We start from the raw sequence: 12724 nt of genomic DNA, 5'->3' as shown, positions 1-12724 counted from the left end.
TTTGATGTTCAACGCGGTCATGACCTACGATCTGGGTGAAGACGTGAACGCTCTGCGCGAGATGGTGCATCGCTGGGCGCAGGAACGCGTCAAGCCGATGGCGGCGCAGGTCGACCGGGACAATGCGTTCCCGAATGAGCTGTGGCGCGAGATGGGCGAGCTGGGCCTCTTGGGCATCACCGTGCCCGAAGAGTTCGGCGGGGCGGGCATGGGCTATCTGGCGCATGTGGTCGCTGTCGAAGAGATCGCCCGCGCCTCGGCCTCGGTCTCGCTGTCCTACGGCGCGCATTCCAACCTCTGCGTCAATCAGATCAAGCTGAACGGCTCGCCGCAGCAAAAGGCGAAATACTTGCCCGGACTGATCTCGGGCGAGCATGTCGGCGCGCTTGCCATGTCCGAGCCGAACGCTGGGTCTGACGTGGTCAGCATGAAGCTGCGCGCCGAAAAGAAGAACGACCGCTTCGTGCTGAATGGCAACAAATACTGGATCACCAACGGGCCTGACGCCGACACGCTGGTGGTCTACGCCAAGACCGACCCCGACGCGGGCAGCAAGGGCATCACCGCCTTCCTGATCGAGAAGAGCATGACCGGCTTTTCGACCTCGCCACATTTCGACAAGCTTGGGATGCGCGGCTCGAACACCGCCGAGTTGATCTTCGATGATGTGGAGGTGCCTTTCGAGAACATCCTCGGCGAAGAGGGCAAGGGCGTGCGCGTGCTGATGTCGGGCCTCGACTACGAGCGTGTGGTGCTCGCGGGCATCGGCACCGGCATCATGGCCGCCTGCCTCGACGAGGTCATGCCCTATATGGTCGAGCGCAAGCAGTTCGGCCAACCCATCGGGAACTTCCAGCTCATGCAGGGCAAGATCGCCGATATGTACACCGCGATGAATTCGGCCCGCGCCTATGTCTATGAGGTCGCCAAGGCCTGCGATCGTGGCGACGTCACCCGTCAGGATGCGGCGGCGTGCTGTCTCTACGCCTCCGAGCAGGCGATGGTGCAGGCGCATCAGGCGGTGCAGGCGATGGGCGGCGCGGGCTTTTTGGCCGACGCCCCGGTGGCGCGGCTCTTCCGCGATGCCAAGCTGATGGAGATCGGCGCGGGCACCTCCGAGATCCGCCGCATGCTTGTGGGCCGCGAGTTGATGAACGCGATGAGCTGAGCATGATGTCCCGGCCGCTCTGGTATGCTCCCGCGCTGGCGCTTCTCGCGCTGGTGGCGCTGGCGGCCTACCGGGCCGGGATGCAGGCGGCGGAACTCACCGAGACCGAGGCCATGGAGGCCGCCGCCACGCTCTATGTCGAGACCGGCCCGGAGGGGGCCGAGAAAAGCGATTGCACGGGGCGCCCCGCAGAGGCGCCGGTCTGGATCGTGGTCACATGCGCGCGGGAGGATCTGGCGCATGTCTACGAGATGGACCGGCTGGGGCGCATCCTACACGCGCGGGTCAGGAGGGGGCCGCAGACATGAATCCGATGCTGCCGGATGGCACATATGACGAGATGCGGGCGCGCTTCGACTGGCGCTTTCCGCAGCGGCTGAACATGGCGGCGCAGGTCTGTGACGATTGGGCGGCGCTGGAGCCCGAGCGCGTCGCCATTCTCGACCATGGACGCGGGCCGGTGAGTTATGGCGCGTTGGCGCAGCTGTCGCGGCGGGTGCAGGCGGCGCTCGAGGCGCACGGCGTGGCGCGGGGCGACCGGGTGGGCGTGCTGCTCTCGCAATCGCCGCTCTGCGCTGCCGCCCATATCGCGGCCTGGCGCATGGGGGCGATCTCTGTGCCGCTGTTCAAGCTCTTCCGCGAAGATGCGCTGCGCTCGCGCCTTGGGGACAGCGGCGCGCAGGTGGTGGTGACCGATGAAGAGGGGGCCGGGATGCTCGCGCCCTTTGACCTCAGCGTCATTACCGAGCTGCCTGCGGAGCCTTCCGCAAGCGCCATCGCCGACACCGGCCCCGAGGACCCGGCGATCATCATCTACACCAGCGGCACCACCGGCAAACCCAAGGGCGCGCTGCATGGGCACCGCGTTCTGATGGGCCATTTGCCGGGCGTCGAGATGAGCCATGACCGGCTCGGACAGCCGGGCGACGTGCTCTGGACCCCGGCGGATTGGGCTTGGATCGGCGGGCTCTTCGACGTGGCCATGCCCGCGCTGGCGCTCGGCGTGCCCGTGGTGGCCGCGCGCATGGCCAAATTCGACGTCACGGAGTGCGCGAATATCTGCGCGGAACATGCTGTTCGGAATGTGTTTTTCCCACCTACGGCTCTGCGCATGCTGAAGGCGGTAGACGTGCGCATCCCCGGCCTTCGCTCGGTCGCCAGCGGCGGCGAGCCACTTGGGGCAGAGATGCTGGCATGGGGGCGCGAGGCCTTCGGGCTGACGATCAACGAGTTCTATGGCCAGACCGAATGCAACATGGTGGCCAGCTCGGCGGGCACGCTTTTCGCGCCGCGTCCGGGCTGCATCGGCAAGCCGGTGCCGGGCCATGAGATCGCGGTGATCAACTTTGAGGGCAAGCCGGTGACGGGCGAAGGCGATGTGGCAATCCGCCGGGGATCGGGTTCTATGCTATTGGAATATTGGAAGAACCCTCAGGCGACGGCAGATAAGTTTCGCGGCGAATGGTTGCTCACCGGCGACCGCGGCATCTGGGAGGGCGATTACCTGCGCTTTCTTGGGCGCGAGGACGACGTGATCTCTTCGGCGGGCTACCGCATCGGCCCGGCGGAGATCGAGGACTGCCTGATCACCCATCCTGCGGTGCTGACCGTCGGCGTGGTGGGGAAGCCCGATCCGCTGCGCACCGAGATCGTGAAGGCCTATGTCGTGCTCAAACCGGGCACCGAGGCCAGCGCGGAGGATCTGAAGGCATGGGTCAAGGAACGTCTGGCAACCTATTCCTGCCCAAGAGAAATCTCGTTTCTTGAGGATCTGCCCATGACGGTCACCGGCAAGGTGATCCGCAAGGAACTTAAGGCCCGTGCCAGCGCCGAAGCCAAGGCCGAACACGCGAAGGTTCAGGAGGACACATGAAACTGCAGTCACAGGCCATCCCGTCCTCCGAGACGTTCCGCGCCAACCGCGCGGGTCATCTCGAGGCGCTGCGGGTCATCGATGAGGCCGCCGCGCAGGCGGCGGCGGGCGGCGGCCAGAAGGCGCGCGAGCGTCATGTGTCGCGCGGCAAGATGCTGCCCCGCGAGCGCCTCGCCAATCTGCTCGATCCGGGCTCGCCTTTCCTCGAGGTCGGCGCGACGGCGGCGCATGGCATGTACGGCGGTGCCGCGCCCTGCGCCGGGGTCATCGCCGGGATCGGCCGGGTCATGGGCCGCGAGGTCATGGTGGTCTGCAACGACGCCACGGTGAAGGGCGGCACCTACTACCCGATGACCGTCAAGAAGCACCTGCGCGCGCAGGAGATCGCCGAGGAGAACCATCTGCCCTGCGTCTACCTCGTCGACAGCGGCGGGGCGAACCTGCCCAATCAGGACGAGGTTTTCCCCGACCGCGACCACTTCGGGCGCATCTTCTACAATCAGGCGCGGATGAGCGCCAAGAACATCCCGCAGATCGCCGTGGTCATGGGATCCTGCACCGCGGGCGGGGCCTATGTCCCCGCCATGTCCGATGTGACCATCATCGTGAAGGAGCAGGGCACGATCTTCCTTGCCGGTCCGCCGCTGGTGAAAGCCGCGACGGGCGAGGTGGTGACTGCCGAAGACCTCGGCGGCGGCGACGTGCACACAAGGCTTTCCGGCGTGGCGGATTATCTGGCCGAGGACGATGCCCACGCGCTGGCGCTGGCTCGTCGCGCTGTGGGCGGGCTCAACCGGGTCAAACCCTCTGGCGTGGAGTGGCAGTCGCCCGAGGCGCCCGCCTATGACCCCGAAGAAATCCTCGGCGTGGTGCCCGCCGATCTGCGCACGCCCTACGACATCCGCGAGGTCATTGCCCGGCTGGTCGACGGCTCGCGCTTTGACGAGTTCAAACCGCGCTACGGCGAAACGCTGGTGACGGGCTTTGCCCATGTGGAAGGCTGCCCCGTCGGGATCATCGCCAACAATGGCGTGCTCTTTTCCGAGGCGGCGCAGAAAGGCGCGCATTTCGTCGAGCTTTGCTCGCAGCGCGGCATCCCGCTGGTCTTCTTGCAGAATATCACCGGCTTCATGGTCGGGCGGAAGTACGAGAACGAGGGCATCGCCCGGCACGGCGCCAAGATGGTGACCGCGGTGGCGACCACCAATGTGCCCAAGATCACCATGCTGGTCGGCGGCTCCTTCGGGGCGGGCAACTACGGCATGGCGGGGCGGGCCTATCAGCCGCGGTTTCTGTGGAGCTGGCCCAACAGCCGTATCTCGGTGATGGGCGGCGCGCAGGCGGCGGGAGTGCTGGCGACGGTCAAGCGCGACGCCATCGAGCGCGGCGGCGGCAGCTGGTCGGAACAGGAAGAAGCGGCCTTCAAGCAGCCGACCATCGATATGTTCGAAGAGCAGTCGCACCCGCTCTACGCCTCGGCCCGGCTCTGGGATGACGGCTGCGTTGACCCGCGCAAATCGCGCGCCGTGCTGGCGCTGTCGCTGAGCGCAGCGCTGAACGCGCCGGTCGAGGAGACACGCTTTGGCGTGTTCCGGATGTGATGGGGCGGGCTGAGGTGAGAGGGGGCTCTGCTCGCGCGGGCCGCGGGCGCGCATCCAGGCAGGTTGGGGGCTCCGCCCCCGTCGCCTGCGGCGACTCCCCCGGGATATTTTTGTCTAGACGAAGCCGTGACGGGCTTGGAGGGCGTGATGTTTGACACTCTGCTGATTGCCAATAGGGGCGAGATTGCCTGCCGGGTCATGCGCAGCGCGCGGGCGCTCGGGCTGCGGACTGTGGCCGTCTATTCCGAGGCGGATGCCGGCGCGCAGCATGTGGCCGAGGCCGATATGGCGGTCTCTATCGGCGGTGCGGCGCCTTCGGAGAGCTACCTGAAAGGCGAGCGGATCATCGAGGCGGCGCTGGCCACAGGGGCGGGCGCGATCCATCCGGGTTATGGGTTTCTCTCGGAGAACCCCGAGTTCGTCGAGGCGGTGGAGGCGGCGGGGCTGATCTTTGTCGGACCCTCGGCGCGGGCGATCCGGGCGATGGGGCTGAAGGATGCGGCCAAGCGGCTGATGGATGAGGCCGGTGTGCCGGTGGTGCCGGGCTATCTTGGCGAGGATCAGGACCCGGCGCGGCTGGCGCGCGAGGCCGAGGCCATCGGCTATCCGGTGCTGATTAAGGCCGTCGCGGGCGGCGGTGGCAAGGGCATGCGGCTGGTCGAGAGCGCGGCAGACTTCGCAACTGCGCTGGAAGGGGCCAAGGCCGAGGCGCGTGGCGCCTTCGGCAATGAGGCGGTGCTGATCGAGAAGTTCATCACCGCGCCGCGCCATATCGAGGTGCAGGTCTTTGGCGATGGCGACAAAGCGGTGCATCTTTTCGAGCGCGACTGCTCACTGCAGCGGCGCCATCAGAAGGTGATCGAGGAAGCCCCCGCGCCGGGTATGGGCGAGCAGATGCGCGCCGCCATGGGGGCCGCCGCTGTGCGGGCCGCCGAGGCGATCGGCTACAAGGGCGCGGGCACGGTGGAGTTCATCGTCGACGGCTCGGAGGGGCTGCGGCCCGATGGCTTCTGGTTCATGGAGATGAACACCCGGCTGCAGGTCGAACACCCGGTGACCGAGGCGATCACCGGCGTCGACCTCGTGGAATGGCAACTGCGCGTGGCGGGCGGCGAGCCGTTGCCGCTGGCGCAGGAGGAGCTGTCGATCACCGGTCATGCCTTCGAGGCGCGGCTTTATGCCGAGGATGTGCCCGCGGGCTTCCTGCCCGCGACGGGGCGGCTGTCGCATCTGGAGTTTCCGCCGAGCCTGCGGTCTGACAGCGGCGTGCGGTCGGGCGATGTGATCTCGCCGCATTACGACCCGATGATCGCCAAGCTGATCGTGCACGGGCCAAGCCGCGCGGCGGCGCTGCGCAAGCTGGCGCAGGGGCTGCGGCAGACGCGGGTGGCCGGGACGGTGACCAACCTTAGTTTTCTCGGCGCGCTGGCCGAGCATCCGGGCTTTGCCGCCGGAGAGGTCGACACCGGGCTCATCGGGCGCGATCTCGAGGCGCTGGTGGCCGAGCCGGAGCTGGCGGCTCAGGTGGTCGCCGAGGCGGCGCTGGTGCTGGCGGGGCTGGATGGTGCGTCGGGCTGGGAGAGCGGCTTCACGCTCTGGGCGCCGCTGGCGCGCACGCTGCTGTTGCGGCACGAGGGCGAGGATCTGGCCTGTGTGCTGCGCGCGAAAGGCCCGGATCTGGTGGAGATCGACGTGCCGGGGGCGACCGTGCTGGCCGAGCGTTTCGGCGGGCGCTGGCGCTTTGGCGGGCGCCCGGCGGCGGGGCATTTCCGCGAGGATGGCCATGTGACCGTCTTTGCCCACTATGGCCTGCGCTTTGAGCTGATCGACCCGCTGGCGCGGGCGGCGGACGCCGGTGCGGGGGGCAATCTGGTGGAGGCGCCGATGCCGGGCAAGGTGGTCGCGGTCTTTGCCGAGGCGGGGGCGCAGGTCACCGCTGGCGACCGGCTGGCGCTGCTCGAAGCGATGAAGATGGAGCACACGCTGCGCGCTTCGCGCGATGGCACCGTGGCAGAGGTGCTGGTCGAAGCGGGCGCGCAGGTCGAGGCCGGGGCCGCGCTGATCCGGCTCGAAGAGGAAGACGCATGATCCGTCTGCATCATGTGCCGCAGTCACGCTCGATGCGGGTGCTGTGGCTGCTCGAAGAGCTGGGTCTGCCCTATGAGCTGGTGACCGAGCGGTTCGACAAGTCGTTGCGGCGCGAGGCGTATCTGACACGCTCGCCCGCCGGGCGGGTGCCGGCGCTGGAGATCGGCGGCGAGACCATGTTCGAGTCCGGCGCCATCCTCGAGTATCTGTGCGAGCTTTACCCGGGTAGCGGGCTCGGGCGGCTGCGCGGCGATGCTGAGCGGCGCGACTATCTCGTCTGGCTGCATTTTGCCGAAACCATGAGCCACCACGGCGCGGCGCTCACCCAGCAGCATCTGATGCTGCGCGAGGACGCCATGCGCTCGCCGATCATCATGCAGCTGGAGGCGGCGCGTCTGGGCAAATGTTTCGAGGCGATCGAGGCGCGGCTGGCGCAGAGCGGGGACTATCTGCTGCAGGGCTTTTCGGCGGCGGATATCGCGGTGGGGCAGGCGGTCTATATCGGGCGGCATTTCCGCAGCACCGAGGGGCTGGCTCACCTGCAGGCCTGGTACGGGCGGATCACCGCGCGCGAGGCGTTTCAACGCTCGTTGCCCGACGAAGGGGCGCGGTTGTATCGGCGCGATTTCTATCCGGCGTGGGATCTGCCGGAGGTCTGAGCGGCGCAGCGCCCTTGGGCGGGCGCGGGGCCATGCGTATTTGGCAAAGAGAAGAAGGGGCGCAGGATGGGTGAATTCGTCGAGATCTTCGAGGTCGGGCCGCGGGACGGGCTGCAGAATGAGGCGCGGATGATCCCGGCGGAGGAGAAGATTGCGCTGGTCGATTGTCTCAGCCGGGCGGGCTTCCGGCGCATCGAATGCGCCAGTTTCGTCAGCCCCAAATGGGTGCCGCAGATGGCGACCTCGGCCGAAGTGATGGCCGGGATCACCCGCGCGCCGGGCGTGTCCTATGCGGCGCTGACACCCAACATGAAGGGGCTGGAGGCGGCGCTGGCGGCGCAGGTGGACGAGGTGGCGATCTTCGGCTCGGCCTCCGAGGGGTTCAGCCGCGCCAATATTAATGCCTCGATCGCCGAGAGCCTCGAGCGCTTCCGCCCTGTCGCCGAGGCGGCGCGGGCGGCGGGGCTGCCGCTGCGCGGCTATGTCTCTTGCGTGGTGGAATGCCCCTACGATGGCGCGGTGGCGCCCGAGGCGGTGGCGCATGTGGCGCGGGCGCTGCATCACATGGGCTGCTATGAGATCTCGCTCGGCGACACCATCGGGCGCGGCACGCCCGAGGCGGTGCGCGCCATGCTCGCGGCGGTGTCGGATGTGGTGCCGCCAGCCCAGCTTGCCGGGCATTTCCACGATACCGGGGGGCGGGCGCTCGACAATATCGAGGCGTCGCTGGCCATGGGGCTGCGGGTCTTTGACGCGGCGGTGGGCGGGCTCGGCGGCTGCCCCTATGCGCCGGGGGCAGCGGGCAATGTGGCGACCGAGGCGGTGGCGGAGCGGCTGGCGGCACTGGGATATGAGACGGGCCTTGATCCTGCCGTGCTGGCAGAGGCGGCGGCGCTGGCGCGCGCCATGCGCACGGGCTGAGTATGACGGGGCTTGCGGGGCTTGCGGCGGTCGCACTGGAGCGATGTCGGGGCCATTGACGATACAGTTTGGCAGGGCACAGATCAGCGGATCGACACCGCCCTTGCCAATCCCGAAGTGGCGGCGGCGCGGATCGCCGCGAAGATGGAGGATGCCTGAGATGGCCCTGATCGAGACCGAGATCGACGCGCGCGGCGTCGCCGAACTGCGGCTGAATCGGCCCGAAAAGCACAATGCGCTGTCGGCTGAGATGATGCGCGAGCTTGTGGCTGCAGCGGCGCTTCTCGCGGCGGAGGAGAGCGTGCGCTTGGTGGTGCTGTGTGCCGAGGGGCCGACCTTCTGCGCGGGCGGCGATCTGGCGTGGATGCGGGCGCAGTTCGCGATGGACAGCGCCACGCGGCGCACGGAATCGCAGCGCATCGCCGAGGCGCTTGGCGCGCTGGCGGCGCTGCCGCAGCCCCTGATCGGGCGGGTGCAGGGCAACGCCTTTGGCGGCGGCATGGGGCTGATCTCGGTCTGCGACATGGTGGTCGGCGTCGAGGGCGCGAAATTCGGGTTCACCGAGACGCGGCTGGGGCTGCTTCCGGCCAATATCGGCCCCTATGTGATCGCCCGTATGGGCGGCGCGGCGGCGCGCGAAGTGTTTATGAACGCGAAGATTTTCGGCGCCGAGGAGGCGCGCCGCCTGAACCTGCTGAACCGCGTTGTGGCGCCGGAGGGTTTGGAGGCGGCGGTCGAGGCCGAGGTGGCGCCCTATCTCGCCTGCGCGCCCGGTGCGGTGCGCGAGAGCAAGGCGCTGCTGAACGCGCTTGTGGGGCAGGTGAGCGCGGCGCAGGTGGATATGGCGATCGACGCGCTGGCGGCGCGCTGGGAGACCGCCGAGGCGCAGGAGGGCATCGCTGCTTTCTTCGACAAGCGCCCGGCCCCATGGGCGACCAAATCCGAACAATAAGCGTTGCGCGCGGCCATCACGGCGGCGCGACCGGCTGACAGCGCATTGCGCGCGCTGGCTGCCGAACACCTAAGTCGACCGAAAAAACGGGCTGCCAGCCGGCTCCCCGCGTTTGGCGTTTTCTTTGGCGCTTCTGAGGGCCTGAATCTGCGTGTCCGCGCAGAATGTATGCAACGGTCGACGGAAAAAATGTCGAAACATCAGTGATTACCCAACGTAAGAAGGGGTATCTCCATGAAATGACGAGATTTTCATCATTCGTGAATAACTTGGGCCGTTGTTGACCCGGACCGCACTCAGCGATAAGTCACTCACAGCAAGGCAACAAAGCCATGGTCTCCGCGCCGCTTGCGGTGCGCCTCGCAAAGGAGCCACATCTTGGACGAGATGCTGCGGGAATATCTTCCCATCCTCGTGTTCCTCGCCGTCGCCGTTGGCCTCGGTCTCGTGCTTATCCTTGCGGCCGTCGTGCTGGCGGTGCGCAGCCCTGACCCCGAAAAAGTCTCGGCATATGAATGCGGGTTCAACGCTTTCGATGATGCGCGGATGAAATTCGACGTCCGGTTCTATCTGGTGTCGATCCTGTTCATCATCTTCGATCTCGAGATCGCCTTCCTCTTCCCCTGGGCCACCGCGTTCAAGGATGTGAGCATGGTCGGCTTCTGGTCGATGATGGTGTTCCTTGCGGTGCTGACCGCGGGCTTTGCCTACGAATGGAAGAAAGGGGCGCTCGAATGGGAGTGACGACCGGCCTCAATACCGCCGGGGGAGATCGCGAGGTAGCCACGCAGGCGCTGAACCGCGAGCTGCAGGACAAAGGCTTTCTGCTGACCTCCGTCGATGATGTGATCAACTGGGCCCGCACCGGCTCTCTGCATTGGATGACCTTCGGTCTGGCCTGCTGCGCGGTCGAGATGATGCAGACCTCGATGCCGCGCTACGACCTCGAGCGTTTCGGCACCGCGCCGCGCGCCTCGCCGCGCCAGTCGGACCTGATGATCGTTGCGGGCACGCTGACCAACAAGATGGCTCCGGCGCTGCGCAAGGTCTACGACCAGATGCCCGAGCCGCGCTATGTGATCTCGATGGGGTCCTGCGCCAACGGCGGCGGCTATTACCACTACAGCTATTCCGTGGTGCGCGGCTGCGACCGGGTCGTGCCCGTCGACGTCTACGTGCCCGGCTGCCCGCCGACGGCAGAGGCGCTGCTCTACGGGCTGATGGCGCTGCAGAAGAAAATCCGCCGCACCGGCACGATCGTGCGCTGAGCCTTCGCGGGAGGGGATCATGACCAAAGCACTGAACGAACTTGGCGCCCACATCGAGGTGAAACGCCCCGATTGCGTGGTGGCCTGGGACGTCACTCACGACGAGCTCAACGTCGACGTCGCGCCTGCCAACATCGGCGGGCTGGTGGAGTTTCTCCGCAGCGACCCGACCTGCCGCTTCTCGTCGCTGGTGGATATCACCGCGGTGGACTACCCGGACCGGCCCAAGCGGTTCGACGTGGTCTATCACCTGCTGTCGATGTACCAGAACCACCGCATCCGCCTGCGCGTCTCGGTGCGCGAGGATGAGATCGTGCCCTCGATCACCTCGGTGCACCCCTCGGCCAACTGGCTGGAGCGCGAGGTGTTCGACATGTTCGGCATCCTCTTCTCGGGCCACCCGGACCTGCGCCGCATCCTCACCGACTATGGCTTCCGCGGCCACCCGCTGCGCAAGGACTTCCCGACCACGGGCTATGTCGAGGTGCGCTACGACGAAGAGCTGAAGCGTGTGGTCTATGAGCCGGTGAAACTGGTGCAGGAATACCGCCAGTTCGATTTCATGTCGCCGTGGGAAGGTGCGCAATACGTGCTGCCCGGCGATGAAAAGGCCGAGGAGGAGGCGAAGTGATGGACGGCTCCAAAGGTTTCGAAGACGCCCTGACGGGCGAGCAGAAGATCCGCAACTTCAACATCAACTTCGGTCCGCAGCACCCGGCGGCGCACGGCGTGCTGCGCCTCGTGCTGGAGCTTGACGGCGAGATCGTCGAGCGCTGCGATCCGCACATCGGCCTGCTGCACCGCGGCACCGAGAAGCTGATGGAAAGCCGCACCTACCTGCAGAACCTGCCGTATTTCGACCGGCTCGACTACGTCGGCACGATGAACCAGGAACACGCCTGGGTGCTGGCGATCGAAAAGCTCTGCAACGTCGAGGTGCCGCGCCGTGCCCAGCTGATCCGCGTGCTTTACTGCGAGATCGGGCGCATCCTGAACCACCTGCTGAACGTGACCACGCAGGCCATGGACGTGGGCGCGCTGACGCCGCCGCTCTGGGGTTTCGAGGAGCGCGAGAAGCTGATGATCTTCTACGAGCGGGCTTGCGGCGCGCGTCTGCACGCGGCCTACTTCCGGCCCGGCGGCGTTCACCAGGACCTGCCGCCCGAACTGATCGACGACATCGCCACCTGGTGCGAAGAGTTCCCCGCGCGTCTGCAGGACATCGACGATCTGCTGACTGAGAACCGCATCTTCAAGCAGCGCAACGCCGACATCGGCGTGGTGACCGAGCAAGACATCCAAGAACATGGCTTCTCGGGTGTCATGGTGCGCGGGTCGGGCCTTGCATGGGACCTGCGCCGCGCGCAGCCCTATGAGTGCTACGACGAGTTCGAGTTCCAGATCCCCGTCGGCAAGAACGGCGATTGCTATGACCGTTACCTCGTCCGCATGGCCGAGATGCGCGAGAGCGTGAAGATCATGGTTCAGGCCTGCGAAAAGCTGAAACTGCCCGAGAACCAGGGCGACGTTCTGGCGCGCGGCAAGATCACCCCGCCGAAGCGGTCCGAGATGAAAACCTCGATGGAGGCGCTCATCCACCACTTCAAACTCTACACCGAAGGGTTCCACGTGCCCGCGGGCGAGGTTTACGCCTGCGTCGAGGCGCCCAAGGGCGAGTTCGGTGTCTACCTCGTGGCCGATGGCAGCAACAAACCCTACCGCGCCAAGCTGCGCGCGCCGGGCTTCCTGCACCTGCAGGCCATGGACTACATTTGCAAAGGCCACCAGCTGGCCGACGTCGCGGCGATCCTCGGCTCGCTCGACATTGTTTTCGGAGAAGTTGACCGATGATCCGCATCACTGCCGCGCTGTCCGCGCTTGCTCTGCTCACCGCCTGCACCATGCCGCCGAAGGGCGTGGACGACCTGCAACTCGCCGCATGGGACGAGGCCGTGGCCTCGATCGGCTGCGAGCTTTCGACCGAGAGCGACTATCTGCCCGTCGAACTGCAGACCGGCCTGAGCCGTGCGCAGGTGCAAGAGATCGCGTCCTACAAGGTGAAAACCGGCGTGGCCGAGCCCAATGCCACCGGCGGTGTCCGTCTGATCACCGGCACCTGCACTCCGGCCGCACCGGCGCCCGAGGCTGACGTCATGGCCGAGGCTCCGGCAGCGGGCTGAGAGAGTAAAGAGCG

Annotated in this window: 14 protein-coding genes; all 14 read left to right on the top strand. The window is 66.8% G+C overall.

Annotation, left to right across the window (positions count from 1 at the left end; genetic code table 11):
- The first annotated feature begins 4 nt into the window (after positions 1-4).
- The gene (locus tag AYJ57_RS02770) at positions 5-1168 is read left to right on the top strand and encodes an isovaleryl-CoA dehydrogenase (RefSeq protein WP_066100879.1); all 1164 of its coding nucleotides are present in this window, start codon (positions 5-7) and stop codon (positions 1166-1168) included.
- Between the two features lie 2 nt (positions 1169-1170).
- Positions 1171-1476, top strand: a complete 306-nt coding sequence (locus AYJ57_RS02765; RefSeq protein WP_083191129.1) for a hypothetical protein — start codon at positions 1171-1173, stop codon at positions 1474-1476.
- Positions 1477-1481: 5 nt separating this feature from the next.
- Positions 1482-3041 carry an AMP-binding protein gene (locus AYJ57_RS02760; protein ID WP_066106565.1) on the top strand — a complete coding sequence of 520 codons (1560 nt, stop codon included), beginning with the start codon at positions 1482-1484 and terminating at the stop codon, positions 3039-3041.
- Positions 3038-4642 carry a carboxyl transferase domain-containing protein gene (locus tag AYJ57_RS02755; protein ID WP_066100877.1) on the top strand — a complete coding sequence of 535 codons (1605 nt, stop codon included), beginning with the start codon at positions 3038-3040 and terminating at the stop codon, positions 4640-4642. The genes AYJ57_RS02760 and AYJ57_RS02755 overlap by 4 nt, the downstream gene beginning before the upstream one ends.
- Positions 4643-4789: 147 nt before the next feature.
- A complete protein-coding gene (locus AYJ57_RS02750; protein WP_066106562.1) occupies positions 4790-6730 on the top strand; it encodes an acetyl/propionyl/methylcrotonyl-CoA carboxylase subunit alpha in 1941 nt (646 codons plus the stop codon).
- On the top strand, positions 6727-7389 hold the full coding sequence (locus AYJ57_RS02745) for a glutathione S-transferase family protein (RefSeq protein WP_066100874.1): 663 nt from the start codon (positions 6727-6729) through the stop codon (positions 7387-7389). The genes AYJ57_RS02750 and AYJ57_RS02745 overlap by 4 nt, the downstream gene beginning before the upstream one ends.
- A 66-nt stretch (positions 7390-7455) precedes the next feature.
- The gene (locus AYJ57_RS02740; RefSeq protein WP_066100871.1) at positions 7456-8310 is read left to right on the top strand and encodes a hydroxymethylglutaryl-CoA lyase; all 855 of its coding nucleotides are present in this window, start codon (positions 7456-7458) and stop codon (positions 8308-8310) included.
- Between the two features lie 21 nt (positions 8311-8331).
- Complete coding sequence (locus AYJ57_RS25815; protein WP_157373928.1) at positions 8332-8469, top strand: hypothetical protein; 138 nt, start codon at positions 8332-8334, stop codon at positions 8467-8469.
- Position 8470: 1 nt separating this feature from the next.
- Entirely contained in the window at positions 8471-9262 is a 792-nt protein-coding gene (locus tag AYJ57_RS02735) for a crotonase/enoyl-CoA hydratase family protein (protein ID WP_157373925.1), read from the top strand.
- A gap of 378 nt (positions 9263-9640) precedes the next feature.
- Positions 9641-10006, top strand: coding sequence for an NADH-quinone oxidoreductase subunit A (locus AYJ57_RS02730; protein WP_066100865.1), 366 nt, complete (start codon positions 9641-9643; stop codon positions 10004-10006).
- Positions 9997-10530: a NuoB/complex I 20 kDa subunit family protein gene (locus AYJ57_RS02725; RefSeq protein WP_066100862.1), complete on the top strand. Its 534-nt coding sequence runs from the start codon at positions 9997-9999 to the stop codon at positions 10528-10530. The genes AYJ57_RS02730 and AYJ57_RS02725 overlap by 10 nt, the downstream gene beginning before the upstream one ends.
- Before the next feature lie 19 nt (positions 10531-10549).
- Positions 10550-11161 carry an NADH-quinone oxidoreductase subunit C gene (locus AYJ57_RS02720; protein ID WP_066100858.1) on the top strand — a complete coding sequence of 204 codons (612 nt, stop codon included), beginning with the start codon at positions 10550-10552 and terminating at the stop codon, positions 11159-11161.
- The gene (locus AYJ57_RS02715; protein WP_066100855.1) at positions 11161-12381 is read left to right on the top strand and encodes an NADH-quinone oxidoreductase subunit D; all 1221 of its coding nucleotides are present in this window, start codon (positions 11161-11163) and stop codon (positions 12379-12381) included. The genes AYJ57_RS02720 and AYJ57_RS02715 overlap by 1 nt, the downstream gene beginning before the upstream one ends.
- The gene (locus AYJ57_RS02710; RefSeq protein WP_066100852.1) at positions 12378-12710 is read left to right on the top strand and encodes a hypothetical protein; all 333 of its coding nucleotides are present in this window, start codon (positions 12378-12380) and stop codon (positions 12708-12710) included. The genes AYJ57_RS02715 and AYJ57_RS02710 overlap by 4 nt, the downstream gene beginning before the upstream one ends.
- Positions 12711-12724 lie beyond the last annotated feature (14 nt).

Origin of the sequence: Salipiger sp. CCB-MM3 (genome assembly GCF_001687105.1) — a bacterium.
Classification (GTDB): Bacteria; Pseudomonadota; Alphaproteobacteria; order Rhodobacterales; family Rhodobacteraceae; genus Salipiger.
This window is presented reverse-complemented; position numbering and strand designations above follow the sequence as displayed.